This window comes from Nocardia tenerifensis NBRC 101015 (genome assembly GCF_000308715.1).
Taxonomy (GTDB): Bacteria; Actinomycetota; Actinomycetes; order Mycobacteriales; family Mycobacteriaceae; genus Nocardia; species Nocardia tenerifensis.
In genome coordinates this window covers 1-18589 of the sequence record NZ_BAGH01000167.1, presented here as the reverse complement: position 1 = coordinate 18589, position 18589 = coordinate 1, and the positions used below count along the sequence as shown (strand labels likewise).

Annotated in this window: 16 protein-coding genes; all 16 read left to right on the top strand. The window is 69.1% G+C overall.

The window, feature by feature from the left end; genetic code table 11:
* Positions 1–194 precede the first annotated feature (194 nt).
* Positions 195–386, top strand: a complete 192-nt coding sequence (locus ON39_RS48750; RefSeq protein WP_146251228.1) for a hypothetical protein — start codon at positions 195–197, stop codon at positions 384–386.
* On the top strand, positions 383–1564 hold the full coding sequence (locus tag ON39_RS13255; RefSeq protein WP_040734164.1) for a Pvc16 family protein: 1182 nt from the start codon (positions 383–385) through the stop codon (positions 1562–1564). Before ON39_RS48750 ends, ON39_RS13255 begins: the two co-directional genes overlap by 4 nt.
* Positions 1561–3642: an ATP-binding protein gene (locus ON39_RS13250; protein WP_040734162.1), complete on the top strand. Its 2082-nt coding sequence runs from the start codon at positions 1561–1563 to the stop codon at positions 3640–3642. Before ON39_RS13255 ends, ON39_RS13250 begins: the two co-directional genes overlap by 4 nt.
* Positions 3639–3902: a hypothetical protein gene (locus ON39_RS13245; protein ID WP_040734160.1), complete on the top strand. Its 264-nt coding sequence runs from the start codon at positions 3639–3641 to the stop codon at positions 3900–3902. Before ON39_RS13250 ends, ON39_RS13245 begins: the two co-directional genes overlap by 4 nt.
* On the top strand, positions 3899–4540 hold the full coding sequence (locus tag ON39_RS13240) for a hypothetical protein (RefSeq protein WP_040734158.1): 642 nt from the start codon (positions 3899–3901) through the stop codon (positions 4538–4540). The genes ON39_RS13245 and ON39_RS13240 overlap by 4 nt, the downstream gene beginning before the upstream one ends.
* Positions 4541–4552: 12 nt before the next feature.
* Entirely contained in the window at positions 4553–4876 is a 324-nt protein-coding gene (locus ON39_RS13235; RefSeq protein ID WP_040734155.1) for a LysM peptidoglycan-binding domain-containing protein, read from the top strand.
* Positions 4869–6005, top strand: coding sequence for a hypothetical protein (locus ON39_RS13230; protein WP_040734233.1), 1137 nt, complete (start codon positions 4869–4871; stop codon positions 6003–6005). Before ON39_RS13235 ends, ON39_RS13230 begins: the two co-directional genes overlap by 8 nt.
* Entirely contained in the window at positions 6002–6544 is a 543-nt protein-coding gene (locus ON39_RS13225) for a phage baseplate assembly protein V (RefSeq protein ID WP_040734153.1), read from the top strand. The genes ON39_RS13230 and ON39_RS13225 overlap by 4 nt, the downstream gene beginning before the upstream one ends.
* A complete protein-coding gene (locus ON39_RS13220) occupies positions 6544–6867 on the top strand; it encodes a hypothetical protein (protein WP_040734152.1) in 324 nt (107 codons plus the stop codon). The genes ON39_RS13225 and ON39_RS13220 overlap by 1 nt, the downstream gene beginning before the upstream one ends.
* Positions 6864–7238, top strand: a complete 375-nt coding sequence (locus tag ON39_RS13215) for a GPW/gp25 family protein (RefSeq protein ID WP_040734150.1) — start codon at positions 6864–6866, stop codon at positions 7236–7238. Before ON39_RS13220 ends, ON39_RS13215 begins: the two co-directional genes overlap by 4 nt.
* Positions 7235–9727 (top strand): putative baseplate assembly protein, encoded by a 2493-nt coding sequence (locus ON39_RS13210; protein WP_040734148.1) that lies wholly within the window; start codon positions 7235–7237, stop codon positions 9725–9727. The genes ON39_RS13215 and ON39_RS13210 overlap by 4 nt, the downstream gene beginning before the upstream one ends.
* Positions 9724–12795 carry a putative baseplate assembly protein gene (locus tag ON39_RS45845; RefSeq protein WP_051186568.1) on the top strand — a complete coding sequence of 1024 codons (3072 nt, stop codon included), beginning with the start codon at positions 9724–9726 and terminating at the stop codon, positions 12793–12795. The genes ON39_RS13210 and ON39_RS45845 overlap by 4 nt, the downstream gene beginning before the upstream one ends.
* On the top strand, positions 12792–14945 hold the full coding sequence (locus ON39_RS13200) for a tetratricopeptide repeat protein (RefSeq protein WP_040734147.1): 2154 nt from the start codon (positions 12792–12794) through the stop codon (positions 14943–14945). Before ON39_RS45845 ends, ON39_RS13200 begins: the two co-directional genes overlap by 4 nt.
* A gap of 9 nt (positions 14946–14954) precedes the next feature.
* The gene (locus tag ON39_RS13195) at positions 14955–16289 is read left to right on the top strand and encodes a DUF6519 domain-containing protein (RefSeq protein WP_040734145.1); all 1335 of its coding nucleotides are present in this window, start codon (positions 14955–14957) and stop codon (positions 16287–16289) included.
* 18 nt (positions 16290–16307) lie between these two features.
* Entirely contained in the window at positions 16308–17909 is a 1602-nt protein-coding gene (locus ON39_RS45840) for an eCIS core domain-containing protein (protein WP_051186567.1), read from the top strand.
* On the top strand, positions 17906–18589 hold a 684-nt coding region (locus tag ON39_RS45835; RefSeq protein WP_157195455.1), incomplete at its 3' end, for an eCIS core domain-containing protein. The genes ON39_RS45840 and ON39_RS45835, both read left to right, overlap by 4 nt.

The following is an 18589-nucleotide window of genomic DNA, read 5'->3' as shown; positions in this document are numbered from 1 at the left end:
CGCCGACAGTGACTGCGGTGCACCATCACTCGACGGAACAGCGCATCGTGACGCCTCACCCAGTCTCGAAGTCCGAGCAGCGTCTCGACGACCCGGTCCGCCCCGCCCCGCCGAGGGAGCCCGAACGCGGCGCTCTGGTACCGCCACCACTTCCTCCGCTGCCCGCGCCGATGATTCCGCGAGCGGCAGGGCCTATGAATTCCTCTGTCCAGCAAGCAGATTCGTCATCCACCGCACCGTCGGCCGAACCGGTGGTGCAGGTGAGCATCGGCCGAATCGAGGTGCGCGCCACACCGGCCGAGCCCGGCGTGCGCAAGACCGAACCGGCGCACCGGCCGGCCGTGATCGGGTTGGACGACTATCTGAGCCAGCGGGGGGCGCGATGAGTAACGGACACGCCATCGCCGCGGTGACCCGTACTCTGCAGACCCTGCTGGTCGCCGCCACCCCGAACGTGACGATGCTGCCGTTGGACAAGGCGCGCGACGGTGCGGCCTCGGACGAACAGCTCAACCTGTTCCTCTACAACACGCCCATGTCGGCGGCGTTCCGCAACAGCGACCCGATGGGGCTGCGTCCCGGCGAATCCGGCAGTCCCCCCTTGCCTTTGATGCTGCACTACCTCATCACGGCCTACGGCGCGGACGAGGCCTCCGCGCATCGAGTGCTCGGTCTGGCGATGAGCATCCTGCACGACCACACCCTGCTCGGCAGGCAGGAGATCGTCGACGCCAATCACGGCGAGCCGGTCAGCGATCTGGACCGCCAGCCCGAGCGGGTGCGGATCACGCCGCTGACGCTGTCCACCCACGACATGTTCGAGCTGTGGAGCGGCTTCGCCACCAGCTATCGGGTCTCGGCCGCCTACGAGGTGTCGGTCGTGCTCATCGACAGTGCGCGCACACCGCGCTCGCCGCTGCCGGTGCTGCGGCGCGGCGCGGCGGCGGTCGCGGGCGGCGACGCGGTACTCACCGCGGTGCTCGCGCCGGAGCGCGCGATGATCGCGACGGTGGGGGCGAGTGTGCGCATGCTCGGCTCGAATCTGGCCGCGGTGAGCGCGGTGGAGTTCAGCCATCCGCGCCTGAGCGCACCGCTGGTGGCCGCGCCCGAGGTGGCCGGGGACCAGGAGCGCCGCGTGCGGGTGCCCGCCGACGCGGGCGCGGTGTGCGGCTTCTATCAGGTGCGCGCGCTGACGGAGCGGGTGGGCGTGCCCCGGGTGGCCAGCAACAGCGTGCCGATGGGGCTCGGCCCCACCATCTCGGTGACCTCCCCGCTGGCCGTGCCCGCCGGGACGGTGTCGGTGACGCTGCGATGCCAACCGCGAATTGTTGCGGGGCAAGAGGTTTCGGTGCTGCTCGGCTCCGCGTCGGCCGCGCCGGCCACGGTGGTCACCGCGCCCGATGCCGGCGATTTCAGCACGGTGACCGCGACCTTCCCCCTGGTGGGTCCGGGCACCTACACGGTGCGGTTGCGCATCGATGGCGCGGACAGCGATCCGGTGCGCTACACGGGCAGCCCGGCGGTGCCGGAGTTCGATCCGGCGGTACAGGTGGTGGTGTCATGAACGAGTCCGGGCTCGACCCGAACGATCGCTATCTGGTGTTGTCGCTGATGTGGCTGCGGTTGCTGCTGCGCAGGGTCGCGCAACGACGCGGCCCGGTCACTCCGGTCCCCGTCGCCGAGATGCCGGAAACCCTTGCACCGGTCTCCCGTTCACGCGGCTGGTGGCGTGGGCACACCGAGCCCGCACCGGCGGTCACGCCCGCGCAGCCGGTGACGCGGCCGTCGTCGCTCGATGCCGAGATCGCCGAGGCCGCACAGCACATCGCGGATGCTGCGGAGCAGAGCGTCCCGGAACTGGAGATGCTGCGCCGAGTGTTCGGGCTGACCGAGTTCGAACGCAATGTGCTGCTGCTCTGTGCGGCACCGGAGTTGGATACCGGCATCGGCACGCTCCTGGAGGCGGCCTACGGCAGCGCCCGGCCGAGTTTCGCGATCGCCATGGACCTGTTCGACGACGCCGCGTGGGACGCACGCTCGCCGCAGCGTCCGCTGCGCTACTGGCAGCTCGCCGACGCGGGCGCCGAGCCGATGTCCACCGGCGCGCCGCTGCGCGTAGACGAGCGAATCCTGCACGCGATCAAGGGTTTACATCACCTGGACGCGCGGCTGGCGATCTGCCTGGAGCCGATGGCGGCGGGCGACACGTTGCCGCCGAGTCAGCAGGAGGTCGCCGATTCGGCGGTGCGCCTGATCCAACGTGCGGCGAATACCGGCGAACTACCCGTGGTGCAGCTGGTCGGCACCCACGCCCCCGACCGCGCCGGGGTGGCCGCGGCGATCGCGACGGCCCTGCGCCTCGAGCTGTATCGGGTGCGGATCTCGTCGCTGGCCGCAGTGCCGGTCACCGAGATCGACTCGCTGGCCCGGCTGTGGCATCGCGAAACCCTGCTGGCGCCACGGGCATTGCTGTTCGAGGACGACGGCGGGGACGAGCACGCCGCGCCGCGACAGTCGTGGGCGATGTTCGTGCGGCGCAGCGGAGGCCTCGTCCTGACCAGCGCACCGGATCTGAGTCCGGATATGTCGGCGCCGACCGTCAGCCTGGAGGTCGCCCGGCCTACCGGCAGCGAACAGCACGGATTGTGGTCGCGCGCACTGGGTTCCGAGCAGCGGGCGCGCGTGGGCGTGCTGGCCGAGCAGTTCCGCCTCGACGGTCCGGAGATCGCCCGCATCGTCGGCTACACCGATCTCCCGGCCGATCCCGACGCCGCGACCCGCGCGCTGCAGACCGCCGCCAGGCAATCGCTGCGGCCGCGCCTGGCGAAGCTGGCCACCCGCGTGCGGCCGGTCGCGACCTGGGACACCCTCGTACTGCCCGACCACGAACTGGACCAGCTGCATCAGATCGCCGAGCAGGTCGCCCATCGGTCAACGGTGTACTCGCAGTGGGGTTTCGGCGCGCGGATGAACCGGGGACTCGGCATCAACGCGCTGTTCGCCGGGGAGACCGGGACGGGCAAGACGATGGCCGCCGAGGTGCTGGCCAACGCCCTCGGCCTGGATCTGTACCGGATCGACCTGGCCGGCGTGGTGGACAAGTACGTCGGCGAGACGCCGAAACACGTGCGCACCATCTTCGACTGGGGCGAGGCGGGCGAGGCCATCCTGTTCTTCGACGAGTGCGACGCCATCTTCGGCAAGCGCAGCGAGGTCAAGGACGCGCACGACCGGTACGCCAATATCGAGATCGACTACCTGTTGCAGCGCATGGAGTCCTATCGCGGGCTCGCCATCCTGGCGACGAATATGCGCGACGCGGTGGACCGGGCGTTCCTGCGCCGGCTGCGGTTCGTGGTGAACTTCCCGTTCCCCTCGGCCGAGGATCGGGAACGCATGTGGCGCCTGGCGTTTCCCGCCGACACCCCGGTCGGCGCGCTGGATTACGCACGGCTGGCGCGAGTCTCGCTGACCGGCGCGGCGATCACCGACGCGGCCCTTGGTGCGGCGTTCCGAGCCGCCGCGCACGGCGGCGAGGTCGGGATGCGCGATGTGCTCATGGCCACCCGCGACCAGCTGCGCAAACAGAACCGCCCGGTCAACGAGGCCGATTTCCGCGTCGAGCAGGGGGTGTCCGCATGAATATCAGAGTCGAAGTGGAACGGCTTGTGCTACAGGGGCTTCCGATATCACAGGCGGACCGCGCGCGACTGCTGTCGGCGGTCGAGACGGCCATTACCGAGCAGCTGACCGCGCCGGGCGAGCCGTGGGCTCCGGTCGCGGTGGCGAAGGTCGCCGCCGGACAGATCACGCTGCCCGACAACAAGGTCGGGTCACTCGCGGCCGGAATCGCCACCGCGACAACCCGGGCGATCGGGCACTCCGGCAGGGGGCGGCCATGACACTGTCACCCCGGGTGATCAGCGGCGGGATCGTCATCGTCCCGGCGCGCGGGCCGATGCGCACCTTTCCGCTGCAATACAACCCGGACTCGGTCACCCGCTCGCTACAGCCCCAGGGCACCGGCGCCGGAGGCCAGGATCGTTCGGAGGCGTTGCGGCTCAAGGGTCCGGCCACCGAAACCTACAGTGTCGACGCCGAATTCGACCTGACCGACGCCATGGAGGCCGCCGGGACCAACCCCGCCGCGGTGCGCGACGGGCTGCACCCACAGTTGGCGTTCCTGTCCGGTCTGGTGAACCCGACTTCGGCGACCTTGGCCGCCAACGACGCCCTCGCCCGCGCGGGCAAGTTGGAGATCATCCCCGCCGAAGCGCCGCTGACGCTGTTCGTCTGGAGCCGGCACCGGATCGTGCCGGTGCGGATCACCGGGTTGAACATCGTCGAGGAGGCCTTCGACACCGCGCTCAACCCGATCCGCGCCAAGGTGTCGCTCAGCATGCGGGTGCTCACCGTCAACGACCTGCCCTACGACCATCCCGGCTCGACGATCTTCCTGAACCACCTGCGCGCCGCCGAACGGCTCGCCGCGCCCGGTTCGGCCTCGTTGAGCCAACTCGGCATCACCACGATCGGATAGGAGGGACCGACCATGCCACCAGCACCATTTCCCCCGTCGAGCCGCTACGCCGCGGTGGAGGTCGCGACCTATCGCGCGCCGAACGGCCGGGTGTATCCCTATCTGCGACGGCGCTTCTGCCCCGACCCGGATCGTCTCGTGCAGATCGGCACGCACACCGTCGTCGCGGGCGATCGCCTCGATCGGATCGCGGCCGCCCAGATCGGCGACCCGACCCAGTTCTGGCAGATCGCCGACGCCAACCGGGCCGTCCGCCCCGACGAGCTGACCGAGCGGGTAGGCCGCAGGCTGCGGATCACCTTGCCCGACGGGTTCGGGGGTGGGCCCGGTGCTTGAACGGGTGCAGTTGTCGTTGATGATCGGGCCGGTGGTGCCGATCCCGGCCTCCAAAACCGTGATGGAGGCGCTGACCTCGGTCGAGGTGACCACCTCCGAACGCGGCACGGGCTTCCAGCTGAACTTCGCCCTCGGCAACCGGTCGCCTTTGCAGACCCTGTTCCTGATCGCGGGGAAGGCCCCGATCCTGTTCATGCGGGTGATCATCGAGGTCACCGTGAACGGTGAATCCACGGTGCTGGCCGACGGCGTGATCACCGATCATCAGATCGCGCCGGGCACCGACGAGACCCATTCGCAGTTGCGGATCATGGGGCAGGACATCAGCGTGCTGATGGACAAGCAGGATTTCAGCGGGCTGCCGTTCCCGGCGATGCCGGCCGAGGCCAGGGTCGCGCTGCTGCTCGCGAAATACGCGGTGTTCGGCGTGGTTCCGTTGATCGTCCCGAGCGTGTACGTGCACGTGCCGTTGCCCACGGGCAGCATCCCGAGTCAGCGCGGCACCGATCTGGCCTACATCCGATATCTGGCCGCGCGAGTCGGCTACGTCTTCTATATCGACCCCGGCCCCAAGTCCGGCGTCAATGTCGCCTACTGGGGGCCGCGCATCAAGGCGGGTGTCCCCCAGCCCGCGCTGAACGTGGATATGGACGCGCACACCAACGTTCAGACGCTGTCGTTCCGCTTCGACTCGACGAAGAACAAGATCCCCACGGTGTATCTGTACAACGAGCTCACCAAAGTGACCATCCCCGTGCCGATTCCGCCGATCACCCCGCTGAATCCGCCCCTGGGCGCGATCCCGCCGCTGCCGACCAGCCTCGCCGATTTCGCGCCGGTCGCCGACGATCTGTCGAAACTCGCTCCGGTACAGGCGATTTTGATCGGCATGGCCAAAGCCTCGACCTACGCGGAGGCCGTGACCGGGCAGGGCACCCTCGACGTCGTCCGGTACGGGCGAGTGTTGCAGGCGCGCAAGCTCGTCGGGGTGCGCGGGGTCGGCCCCGCGTTCGACGGGCTGCACTACGTCACGCAGGTCACGCACAAGATCTCTGCGGGCAGCTACACCCAGTCGTTCAGTCTGAGCCGCAACGGCTTGGTCTCCACAGTTCCGGAGGTACGGGTATGACGAGCCCCGACGACACGGCGGGCGCCCGGTACTACGGCAAGTACCGCGGCACCGTCATCAACAATATCGATCCCGAGCAGCGCGGCCGCCTGCTCGCCCAGGTGCCCGACGTGCTGGGCCTCGTGCCGTCGAGTTGGGCGATGCCGTGCGTGCCGATCGCGGGAAAACAGCAGGGCACGTTCATGGTTCCGCAGATCGGCGCCGGCGTGTGGATCGAGTTCGAGCAGGGCGACCCGGACTATCCGATCTGGGTCGGCGGCTTCTGGGGCAGCGCCGCGGAGGTGCCCGCGCTCGCACTGGTGCCGCCCCCGATCCCGCCCGGACAGAACATCGTGGTGCAGACCACCGGGCAGAGCACGGTGCTGCTCAGCGACGCCGCGCCGACGCCGGTCTCCGGCGGGATCGTGCTGCGCAGTCCCGGCGGTGCGACGGTGGTGGTCAACGACTCCGGCATCTACCTGAGCAACGGCAAGGGCGCGACCCTCACCATGGTCGGGCCCACCGTGGCGGTCAATCAGACCGCGCTGGTGGTGACCTGATGCCCGGGCCGCTGCTGCACCTGGGCGCACAGGTCAAATGCAGTCACGGTGGCACCGCCGCGCCGGCGTCGGTGAATCCGCGGGTGACGGTGTCCGCGCAGCCGACCGCGCTGCTGTCGGTGCCGTACCTGATCGCCGGGTGCGCGCTGCCGCCGCCGATCGCGGCCAACGGGCCGTGTGTGACCGGGCAGTGGATCACCGGCACCACCCGGGTGACCTCCAACGGGCAGCCGTTGGCCGTTCTCGGCGGCACCTCGGTGTGCGCGCCCTCGGGCACGCCGATGCTGCCGCTGTCCGCACAGACGAGGGTGGTGGCGTTATGACCGACCGCGTAAACATCGCGTTCCCTTACGGTTTCGACAATCGAGGGCGCACCGCGACCGCCGACCAGCCCGCGCATGTGCGCCAGATGATCGAGCAGCTGCTGCTGACCCTGCCGGGCGAGCGGGTCAACCGGCCCGGTTTCGGCGCCGGCCTCGAACGCCACGTCTTCGGGCCCAACAGTCCCGAGATCGCCGCCGCCGTCGAGCTGAGTCTGCAGTCCGCGCTGGCGCGCTGGCTCGGCGAGGTGATCGAGGTGCGCACCCTGCAGGTGATCAGCGAGGACGCCACGTTGACGGTGCGCATCGAGTACCTGCTGCGCGCTCTGGGCGAGACGCGCGTCGACGATATCGAGTTGGGGAGCACACCATGACCGAAGCCATGTTGCGATGCCGCGATGAGCGTCGCCGCGCACTCGTCCGCCGCGATGAGTGCCTGAACGGGCTCGACTACCTGGAGGTGTCCCCCGATCAGCGCAGCCTCACGGTGTACTTCCTGGACAAGGCGCCCGAGGATCTGGTGCTCGGCAATCTGCGCGTCACGGGTGGGCGGCGGATCACCGATATCCGGGTCACCGAATTCTCGGTCTGCGCCAACGAGGACCCCGAGCGCGACGATTGCCTCACGGTGCGGCTGGACCGGCCCGGGGACTTCTCCTGCTATCGGCTCGAGATTGTCGAGGCCGACGCGTACGGATACCCCACCTCGACCCGCCACCATCGCTTCGACCCGCGTTACTACGCACTGGAATTCAGCTTCAAGGTCGACTGCCCCAGCGATCTGGACTGCCTGCCCGCCCCGTGCCCGCCCCCGGCCTGGCCCCAACCCGATATCCGTTATCTGGCAAAGGATTACCAGAGCTTCACCGATCTGCTGCTGGATCGGATGGCGGTACTGGTGCCCGATTGGCGCGAGCGCAGCGCCGCCGACATGTACGTGATGCTGCTCGAAGTGCTTGCCTACGTGGGCGATCACCTCAGCTACCGGCAGGACGCGATCGCCACCGAGGCGTATCTGACCACGGCGCGGCTGCGGACCTCGGTGCGCAGGCATGCGCGTCTGGTCGATTACCGCATGCACGAAGGGGCGAGCGCGCGGGTGTGGGTGGTCGTGGAGTCGACCAAGAATTTGGACCCGCCGATCGCCTTCGTCACCGATCTGTCCGCGTTGCTGCCGCACACCGAACCTATGATGAAACCGTCTGCACTGGAGCGGATTTCGCCCGACGAGTACCTGTGGTACGAGCCGGTCGAGTCGGTGCGCGTGCGCGCCGCGCGGTCCGTCATCCACTTCTACACCTGGGGTGACGGCGACTGCTGCCTGCCCACCGGGACCACGGCCGCGACACTGGTCGATGTCTGCGACGAGAACGGCGCGAGCGCGCTGGGTCTGGCGCCCGGGGATGTGCTGGTGTTCGAGGAGATCCTCGGCCCGGCCACCGGTGTCCCGGGCGACGCCGATCTGAGCCACCGGCATGCCGTGCGACTGACCGAGGTGCGGCGCGACACCGACCCGCTCACCCATACCACCGTCGTCGAGATCCGTTGGGGCACAGCGGACGCGCTGCCGTTCCCGCTGTGCCTGTCCGCGATCGGGCCGCCGCCCGCGTGCGCGGTGCTCGATCCGGTCAGCGTGGCGTACGGCAATGTCATCCTGGCCGACCACGGCAGGACCACGCGCGAAGATCTCCCCGCGGTTCCCGTCCGCTCCAGCGTCGAACCCTGCCGGGACGGCTGTCCGGACCCACCGGTGTTGCGGCCGGGGCCATTTCGGCCCGCGCTCACCGGCAGCCCGCTGTCGTATCGGACGCCGTTCGCATCGGACGCGCCCGCCGCCGCGATCATGCTCGACGATCCGCGGTCCGCGCTGCCACAACTGCGACTGTCCAGCCGGCTCGGCGATACCGACGCGGACTGGGCGCCGCGTGCGGATCTGCTCGACAGTGGGCCCGGAGACCGGCACGTGGTGGTGGAGACCGACGACGAGGCCGTCGCGCACCTGCGCTTCGGCGACGACACCCTCGGGCGGGCCCCGGCCGCCGGGGAACAGTTCAGCGCCCGGTACCGCGTGGGTGCTGGGCCGGCGGGGAACGTCGGGCCCGACGCGGTGCGACATCTGTTGTCGGACAACCTCGTCAGCGGTGCTCGGGTGCGGCTGCACAATCCGCTGCCCGCCGTGGGCGGCCTCGCGCCGGAATCGGTCACGGAGGTCAAGAAGTTCGCGCCGCACGCCATGCGCCGCGACCGCCGCCGCGCCATCACCCCCGCCGACTACGCCGAACTCACCATGCGCGACTTCCCCGCTCGGGTCCAACGGGCCGCCGGCGAACAGCGCTGGACCGGCAGCTGGTACGAGATGCGTGTCGCCGTGGACGTTTTCGGCGCGTTCGATCCGTGTCCGGATCTACTCGCCGCTATCGCCGCCCGCCTGGACCACTACCGCCGCATCGGGCACGACGTCGCCGTGCGGCCCGCCATCAATGTGGGACTCGAGGTCGACCTGACGGTGTGTGTCGCCGACGGGTACCGGCGTGCGGACATCGCGCGAATCCTGCACGCCCGCTTGGGCAATCGACGTCTCGCCGACGGCACACTCGGGATGTTCCATCCGGACGCGGTCACCTTCGGGGCGACCGTCGCCGCGAGCACCCTGGTCGCGGTGGCCGCCGCGATACCGGGGGTCGGCAACGCCAGGGTCACCCGGCTGCGCCGCTACGGCCAATCCACGGTGCCCGCCGACGTCGACGACCTGCCCGCCGACGGGCTGCTGCCGTTGCGGCCGATGGAGATCCCGCGGCTGGACAACGATCCGGCCGCGCCCGAGCACGGCATCCTGCGACTTGACCTGCGAGGTGGACGATGAACACTGGATGCGGCAGCGGATGCGCCGACACCGGATGCGGTTGCGACAACTGCTGCACCGGAATCACCGTCGCGACACCGGTTTCGGTGGCCAACCGGCCCGGACTCCCCACGTTGACCTACCGGGTGGGTACCCATCCGCAATTCCTGGCCAGCATGCGCGCACGGCTCGGCAGCGCCGAACTGCCCGCGCTCGCCGGCCTCACCACCCGCGACCCGGGCGATCTGTCCCTCGCGCTGCTGGACGGCTGGGCCACCCTCGCCGACGTGCTCACCTTCTACACCGAGCGCATCGCCAACGAAGGGTTCCTGCGCACCGCCACCGAGGAGTACTCGGTGCGCCGGCTGGCCGAACTGGTCGGCTACCAGCCGCGCCCCGGACTGTCGGCCTCGGCGTATCTGGCGTTCACCGTCAACCCGAATCAGCGGGTGCCGATCCCGGCGGGCACCAAGGCACAGCAGATTCCGGGGCCGGGGCAGCTGCCCGCCACCTTCGAGACCGCCGAACCCGTTGTGGGCTACGGGAATCTGAGCGCGATGACCGTGCGGCGCAGGCAACCGCAGCTGCTGAACAGCCGAACGCTTTGGGGTACGAAGAATTTGACGTTCAAGGGCACGCTCACCGATCTGCGCGTCGGCGATCGGATCGTGGCGCAGTTGGCCGAGAAGAACGTTCTGGTGGTCTTCGATGTCACCGGGGTCGTGGTCGACGCGCCCGCCGACCTCACCGCGGTCGAGGTGTGTGCGAGCCACTACCGCAATCTCGCCGCCGCGCTGCGCCGCGCCGCGCCCGTTGTCGCCGAAGCGGTTCAGGTCAGCGAGGCCAGGGAGGACAGGACTCGGCTCGAGCTCTTGGTCAAAGGCCTGCGCAAACCGGCGTCCGTGCCGCCTGCGGACGCGGCCGATCTCAAACGTGATCTGCGTGATCTGCTCGGCGCGGACAAGGCGGGAGTCACCGCGTTGCTCGGCGATTTGGTTCCCGAGGTCGCGGGGACGCTCGACGCCGCACTGGCGCACAGTGCCGCCGACGACGACGAGACGCCGAAGATCACCCGAATGCGTCAGAGCGCCATGCTGTTCGGCGCGACCGCGCCGAAGTTTCCGCGCTACGAGGGCGGTGAGATCAAAGGTTACGTCGACCCCAAGTTGACCAAGCTCGGCGTGCGGCCGGAAAGCACATCGAGCGGCGCGGTGCACGTCGGCGAGGCAGAGCCCAAAGACGTGGACGAGGATCATCCGACCATCCAACCGCCCGACTACAAGTCCGGCACGACCCTGGACCTGGACGCGGTCTACCCCGCGATCACCGCGGGCAGCCAAATCGTCCTGATCAATCCGGTACTCGGCGCCAAGGCGGTACCGAACAAGGTGACGGCCGTGGAGACGGTGACCGCCAACATCCTCGGCCTGTCGACCAAGGTCAGCAGGCTCACGCTGGAGAACGCCTGGCCGCCAGGCGGCGGCACCAAGCCCTTGCACGACGTGCTCGACAACACCACCGTGCTCGGCTACCCCGAGGATCTCGTCCCGGCGGGAATCTCACTGGACGACAAGGACATCGGCTGCCCGCCCGCCGAGTACTTCGCCGCCGCGTCGTCGGAGGTCGGGAGCGACGCCGACTCCTCGTGCGACACAGTCGAGTTGGACGGGCTGTTCCCTGAGCTGACGCCGGGCCGGTGGTTGATCCTCACCGGCGAGCGCACCGACGCCGCCATCAAGGCCGGCCAGGTCCGCGGCCACGACGGCAGAGGCCCGACCGGAGTACCCGGCTCGGAACTCGTCATGGTCGCGGCGGTCGAACACCACTCCAAACGAATCGTGGTGTGTCAGTGCGGCGGCGGGAAACTGAACGGCGGCTGCACGTGCGAAGTGGTCGAGCTGCCGGGCGACACCGTACACACCTTCGTACGCTTCTCGGCCCCGCTCGCCTACACCTACCTGCGATCGAGCGTGATCCTCTACGGCAACGTCGCCCCCGCCACGCACGGCGAGACCCGCGACGAAGTCCTCGGATCGGGCGATCCCACCAAGGAATTCGCCCGCTACCCGCTCAAGCAGCCACCCCTGACCTACCTGCCCGCGCCGACCAGCGCGGGAGCGAGCGCCGCGCTCGAGGTGTTCGTGGACGGGGTGCGCTGGCACGAGGCAGACAGCCTGCTGGACATCGGCCGCGACGACCGCCGCTACGTCATCGAGACCGACGACGACGGCAACACCGCGGTCGTGTTCGGCGCGGCCCGCCCGCCGACCGGCATCGAGAACATCCGTGCCCGATACCGCAGCGGCATAGGGCTTTCCGGCAATGCCGCGGCGGGCAGCATCGCCACTCCGCTGGATCAGCCGCTCGGCGTCACCGCCGTCACCAACCCGCAGCCCGCCACCGGCGGGGCGGACCGCGACCGCCGAGAAACGGTGCGCCGCAACGCCGCGGTCAGCGTGCAGGCTCTCGACCGGTTGGTATCGGTCTCGGACTACGCCGATTTCGCCGTCGCCTTCGCGGGCGTCGGCGCGGCCGCCGCGCGGGAGCTGTCCGATGGTCGGCGGCTGGTCGTGCACGTCACCGTCGCGGGCATCGACGACGCGCCCATCGCGCCCACCTCCGCGCTGGCCGCGAACCTGCGGCAGGCGCTGCGTAACCTCGGCGATCCCGATCAGGAGGTGCAGGTCGCCATCCGCACGCTGCGCGCCCTGGCCGTCTCGGCGCGGGTGCGCATCGATCCCGACCGGGTGTGGGCGGAGGTCGAGCCGGCGATCCGCGCCCGCCTGCTGGCCGTGTTCGGGCCGGGCAAGCGCGAAATCGCCCAGCCCATAACCCAATCCGCGGTCTTGGCCGAGATCCAGGCGGTGCCCGGCGTGGTCTACGCCGACCTTCGAATACTGGACTCGCTCGGCGAGACCGAACTGGTGAGCGAGGATCCGACCGCCGGGCTCTCCCTGCTGCCGGTGGTGCCCGCCGCGCCGGCCGCGTTCGACCGCGGTGGCCCGCGAGGGCTCGGCCGCATCCGGCCGGCCGAACTGCTCATCCTGAGCCCCACGGCTCCCGACACGCTGATCCTGGAGGCGATATGACCCTGCCCGCCGAGCGATGGGACCAGTTGTATCGGCTGGTCCCCGCGATCCACCGCGCCCGTGACGAGAAGGCCGGCTTCCCGCTGCGGGATCTGTTGCGCGTCATCAGCGAACAGGTCGGCCACGTCGAGGACGATCTCGACGGGCTCTACGACAACTGGTTCATCGAGACCGCCGCCGACTGGGCGGTGCCCTACCTCGGTGACCTGGTCGGCTACCGACCCGTCAGCGCCGCAGGGGAACTCGCGCAGGCCGCGCCCGAACAAGTGCGGGCGCTGATCCCGCGCCGGGAGGTCGCCGACAGCGTGCGCGCGCACCGCCGCAAAGGAACCCTGGCGCTGCTCGAAGAGCTCGCCGCCGATGTGGCGGGCTGGCCCGCGAAGGCAGTCGAGTTCTACCGGCTGCTCGCGGTTTTCCAGAATCTGAACCATATGCACCCCGACCGTGGTGCGGTCGCCGATCTACGTCAGGTCGAACGGCTGGACCAGCTCGGCGGGCCGTTCGACAGCCTGGCCCGCAGCGTGGACGTGCGGCGGATCAATTCCGCACGGGGACAAGGGTTTCACAACATTCCCGAGGTCGGGGTGTTCGTGTGGCGGCTGCGCGCATATCCGGTCACCGCCGCGCCCGCGGCCTGTATCGAGGAGGTCGGACCCAGCTGCTTCACCTTCAGTGTGCTGGGCAACGACGCGCCGCTGTTCACCCGGCCCGACCCGGAGGCGGGCGGGGAGCTCGGCCTGCCGACCCCGATCCGACGACATATGCTGCACCGCCGTTTTCGTGACTACTACGGTCCCGGAAGGAGTTTCAGTGTGGAGGTCGGCGAGCGGGTAGGCGGCAAGGTACGGCGCGTTCCGGTGCCCGCCGAGAAGTTCATCGTCGCGGATCTCACCGACTGGGCCTACCGGACGCCCAAGGACCAGGTGGCGATCGATCCCGAGCTGGGGCGGCTGGCGTTCCCGCCCGGACACCCGCCGCACGGGGTGTGGGTGTGCTACCACTATGGTTTCAGCTCCGACATCGGCGGCGGCGAATACCCGCGCAGGCTGGCCGTTCCCGCGCCTGGCACCTTCTATCAAGCGGTCGCCAAGCAGGTCGGCCCTGGCATGGTGACCAGCATCGAGGACGCGCTCGACGCGTGGGACAAGGTGCGCGACGAGCAGCCGGTCGCGGTGATCGAGATCCGCGACAACGAGGTCTATGTCGAGCAGCTCACCATCGAACTGCGTCGCGGGGAAAGCCTCACCCTCCGTGCGGCCGACCGCACCCGCCCGGTGATCTACCTGCTCGACAAGCAACGCAACGCGCCCGACGCGCTCACCGTCTTCACCGAGCAAGGCGAGAACTGCCGTCCCGGTGGGTGTTTCACGCTGGACGGAGTCACGGTCGCGGGACGCCCGGTGCATGTGGAGGGACCGCTACAGCGGGTACAGATCCGCGACTGCACGCTGGTGCCCGGCTGGGGGCTGACCGGGGACTGCCGACCGCGCCGCCCCGCCGAACCGAGCCTGGAAATCTATCTGTGCGACGGTCGGATCTCGGTGGAGCGCAGCATCATCGGGTCCATCCAGGTCTATGCGGACGAGGTCACCGCCGACCCCACGCGCATCGAGATCAGCGACAGCATCGTCGACGCCACCGATCGCGAACGCGAGGCCGTCGGCGCGCCCAATTGGCCGCTGGCCCACGCCGCGGTCTCGTTCACCGACAGCACCGTCATCGGCACGGTCGGCGTCCACGCCATCCCGCTGGCCCAGAACACGCTGTTCCTAGGCTGTGTTCGGGTCGCGCGCCGCCAGATCGGTTGCGTGCGTTACAGCTACGTGCCGCCCGGGTCGCGGACGCCGCGCAGGCACCGCTGCCAACCGGACATGGTAGACGCCGCCGTCCGCGGCGACGAGCAGACGGAACTGCTTGCCGCCGAACGGGATCGGGTGCGTCCGCGATTCACCGACCTGCGCTACGGGACGCCCGGCTACGCGCAGTTGCGCACCGACTGCGCACCCGAGATCGGGCGCGGCGCCGACGACGAATCCGAGATGGGCGTCTTCCACGACCTGTACCAGCCGCAACGGCTGGCCAATCTCGTTGCCCGCCTCGAACAGTTCACCCCCGCCCACACCGACGTTGCCGTCTTGATCGCGAATTAGGAGATTCCGATGCGTGGAGATTTTTCCCGGCTGACGCCGGACCCGGCCGACTACAGTCTCGTGCTGCTCCAGCAGGGCCGAGTACTCGTCGAGTCGGACTGGAACACCGCCATGTCCACCCTGATCGGCGCCCAGCGCACCCTCGCCGCCGACCTCATCGGCCCGCACGGCGGCCCGGCCGACACCCTCGGCTTCCACCCCGACCCCATCAGCAATGGGCGCCGGGATCTGGAACTGGGAGCGGGGGTGTATTACGTCGACGGCATCCGGGTCGAGCTGCCCCTCGAGCTCGACAAGGTGCATTGGTCGGAGCAGCCGTACCCGATCGCCACCGAACGGCTGGAGCTGCCCGACCCGCCGTACGTGGTGTATCTGGACGTGTGGGAGCGCCACGTCAGCTCGCTCGAGGACGATCGCATCCGCGAGGTCGCCCTCGGTGGACCAGACACCACATCCCGCCGCCAGGTCATCTGGCAGGTGCGCGCAGCGGCGTACACCGACGAAGAACCCTCATGCGGGCGCTTCCCGCTGGAGACGTGGCGGGCCGGGCTGCGCGGCAACCCGCCGCTGCTGCGCGCGCGGACCGGCCCGCCGACATCCGGGGACGACCCGTGTCTGGCCGCGCCCGACGCCCACTACCGGGGCGTGGAGAATCAGCTGTACCGCGTCGAGATCGCCGCGGTGGCCGACGAATCCGTCGAGGGATCGGTGACCTCGTTCGTGTGGTCGCGGGAGAACGGATCGGTCGCCGCCGCCTGGACCGGCACACTCGGCAACCGACTGCACGTGGCAGGCGTCAAGGACGCCAAACGCGGATTCGTGGTCGGCGACTGGGTCGAATTGACCTGGGACACCCTCGAATACGCCGGAGTCGCCGGTACCCGCGTCAAGCTGAGCGGCGTCGACGGAAACCTGCTCACCATCGATCCCACCACCGCTACCGGCCCCATCGAGACCGACCCCGCCGAGCGCCCGCACGCCAAGGTCCGACGCTGGGATCAGCGCGAGCGCAAAGCCGCGCCCTTGGTCGACGGAGCGGTCAAGCTGGTCGAGGGGATCGGCGACAACGGCTGGATTCCCTTGGAGAACGGAATCGAAATCCAGTTCCTCGCAGCCGATCCCGGCGGCGCCCACACCTACCGCGTCGGCGACTACTGGACCATCCCCGCCCGCGTGGCCACCGGCGACATCATCTGGCCGCACGATGCCGACGGCAAGACTCCATCGTACGTGCCGCCGCACGGCGTCGAACATCACTACGCGCCATTGCTTTTCGTCGGCGAGGGCGCCACCCGCAGCCTGCAGCTCGAATTCCAGCCGCTGGCCCACTGCCCCGTCAACTGAACCCGATAGGTCGTGCCCATGTCCACCCCGGTCAACAAGCCGCCCAGCCGAACCCGCGCGATCCCGCGTGCGCTGCCCGCGCGTGACCGTGCGCCGGAGAACGATAAAGACTTCCGCACAACAGGATTCGGCATAGACCTGACATCCGTCCCGGCCGTCGCCAACGGCCTGAACACCCACGGCGCACCCCTGGACCCCACCACCCGCGCCACCATGGAATCCCGTTTCGGCCACGACTTCAGCGCCGTCCGCACCCACACCGGCCCCGCCGCCGACACCTCCGCCCGCACCCTCCGCGCCCACGCCTACACCCTCGGCGCCGATCTCGTCTTCCGCGACGACGCCTACCACCCCGGCACCCCCCGCGGCAACCACCTCCTCGCCCACGAACTGGCCCACGTTGTGCAGCAAAGCCGTGCGGTGCCCGGCACCAGCGCGTCGGAGTCGGCGACGGAGATCGACGCCCACCGCGCCGCCGACGCTTGGGCAGGCACCGATGCTATTCGCATCGCCGAGCGTAGCCCGGTGCGCGTCGCCTGCCAGAGCGAGGACGAGCGGCCCGCGGTCGCGACGACCGATCCGGTCGACGAATTCCATAGGTACGTCAAGGATTCCGACTGGTCCCGCGCCGCCTGGGAACTGAATACCTGCGCTCCGGCGGTCATCGCCGCAGAGGTCAAGCGATTGGGACGCGCCGAGCGTACGGCGCTGGTCGAAGGTGCGTACCACGGCGGCAAGGACAATGTCGTGGACGCGGTCACAGGCGTGGACGCGACCGCCGCCAAGGACGGGGCCGTTCGGTTCTATCGATGGAAAGGGACACTGACCGGGCGGGAAGCAAAAGCCGCGGACGCGGTGGGTGTCGGCGGCGCCCGTTTCGCGGCACAGACCGGAAGGCTGAGCGACGCCGCCCGTCAGCTCGACGGGCTGGAGCACCGCAAAGCCATCAAGGTCACGGAGGGTCTGCTCGCCTCCGGCGGCATCGATCGCAAAGGATTTCAGCAACTGCTCCGGCTCAGTCCCAATACTCGATACAGAGCGGGCGACACCTGGAGCGTCGACGGCGTCACCTACGTCGTATATGAGAGCGAAGTTCGGTTCGGCGGCAACGGTACCCGTAGTTCGCGCAATAACAATCCAGGCAACCTCCGCAGATGGGCGAACGGTAAATTGTCCGCAGGAGCCATCGGAACCGATTCTGGCGAGTTCCAGATTTTTCCAGACGAGGCCACCGGTGTGCGGGCGCTCGTCGATGAACTGAGGTATCGACAACTGACCCAGGATTACACGTTGTTCGAGGCGATGCAGACATATGCCAGCTCGCACAGCGACGACCCGGTGGCGTATGCGAAACAGATCGCTCATGACATCGGTGCCGGCGTCACACCCGGCACAAAAATGAAGGTGCTCAAACAGTCTCAGCTCGTGACCATGGCGCAAACAATCAAGAGGGTCGAAGGAGGTAGGAACGAGGCCACGTCGGTCCCGCTCCAGTCCACGGCTCTGCCACCCGAACTCAGGGAACGGTTGGGCCTTGCCGAGCAGGTGATTCCGCCCGAGCGGGGATCGCTGCCCCTGCCCGACCAAGTGTTCCCGCGGCGAACGGAGGACCGGCCATGACTGTGCAAGCCAGTCGAGCGACTCTGCAAGACAAGGACATTCGGCGTACACCACGCAATGTCGACACGGAAGGAACGTCGCGCAGTGGCATTCGGCCGGATGCCTCCGATGTCGACCTGACCTCCGTCCCCGCACACTCGCTCACCGCTCGTGGACACAGCACGACGGGAGCACCGCTGGAAACCGCTACTCGGCGGGAGATGGAGACGCGCTTCGGCGACGACTTCGGTGACGTGCGGGTGCACGTCGGTTCGTCGGCCGATGCGGCTACGCGCGAGTTGCGTGCCAGCGCTTACACTTTCGGCTCCGATATCGCCTTTCGCGACGGTAGGTATCAGCCGGGCACCTCGGCGGGTGATCAATTGCTCGCGCACGAACTCGCGCACGTGGTGCAGCAACGGCGCGGTGGGACGGCCGATCCGGCACAGCTCGAACACGGCGCGCATCGAGCCGCCGGTAGTTACGCCGAGGGCGGCCCGATCACTGTTGCAGGGGCGGGGCCGCGGCAGGTCGCGTGTCAGAACGAGGACGAGTGGGAGAAGCTGAAGGAGAAGCAGACCGAGGAAGAGCTGAAGGAGCACGTCGAGCGGGGCGGGCAGCCCTATCGGACGCCCGGCCGGGTCCCGGATCCGAAGCCACCCGTGCCCTATTTCCCGGAGCCGGCACCCAAACCCGCTAAA

What these genes read in the sequence shown, in the direction of transcription:
- ON39_RS13215 (WP_040734150.1), top strand. Translation starts at nt 6,864, where the DNA reads ATGACCGACCGCGTAAACATCGCGTTCCCTTACGGTTTCGACAATCGA.
- ON39_RS13220 (WP_040734152.1), top strand. Translation starts at nt 6,544, where the DNA reads ATGCCCGGGCCGCTGCTGCACCTGGGCGCACAGGTCAAATGCAGTCAC.
- ON39_RS13245 (WP_040734160.1), top strand. Translation starts at nt 3,639, where the DNA reads ATGAATATCAGAGTCGAAGTGGAACGGCTTGTGCTACAGGGGCTTCCG.
- ON39_RS13250 (WP_040734162.1), top strand. Translation starts at nt 1,561, where the DNA reads ATGAACGAGTCCGGGCTCGACCCGAACGATCGCTATCTGGTGTTGTCG.
- ON39_RS13235 (WP_040734155.1), top strand. Translation starts at nt 4,553, where the DNA reads ATGCCACCAGCACCATTTCCCCCGTCGAGCCGCTACGCCGCGGTGGAG.
- ON39_RS13195 (WP_040734145.1), top strand. Translation starts at nt 14,955, where the DNA reads ATGCGTGGAGATTTTTCCCGGCTGACGCCGGACCCGGCCGACTACAGT.
- ON39_RS45840 (WP_051186567.1), top strand. Translation starts at nt 16,308, where the DNA reads ATGTCCACCCCGGTCAACAAGCCGCCCAGCCGAACCCGCGCGATCCCG.
- ON39_RS45845 (WP_051186568.1), top strand. Translation starts at nt 9,724, where the DNA reads ATGAACACTGGATGCGGCAGCGGATGCGCCGACACCGGATGCGGTTGC.
- ON39_RS13255 (WP_040734164.1), top strand. Translation starts at nt 383, where the DNA reads ATGAGTAACGGACACGCCATCGCCGCGGTGACCCGTACTCTGCAGACC.
- ON39_RS13200 (WP_040734147.1), top strand. Translation starts at nt 12,792, where the DNA reads ATGACCCTGCCCGCCGAGCGATGGGACCAGTTGTATCGGCTGGTCCCC.
- ON39_RS48750 (WP_146251228.1), top strand. Translation starts at nt 195, where the DNA reads ATGAATTCCTCTGTCCAGCAAGCAGATTCGTCATCCACCGCACCGTCG.
- ON39_RS13240 (WP_040734158.1), top strand. Translation starts at nt 3,899, where the DNA reads ATGACACTGTCACCCCGGGTGATCAGCGGCGGGATCGTCATCGTCCCG.
- ON39_RS13225 (WP_040734153.1), top strand. Translation starts at nt 6,002, where the DNA reads ATGACGAGCCCCGACGACACGGCGGGCGCCCGGTACTACGGCAAGTAC.
- ON39_RS13210 (WP_040734148.1), top strand. Translation starts at nt 7,235, where the DNA reads ATGACCGAAGCCATGTTGCGATGCCGCGATGAGCGTCGCCGCGCACTC.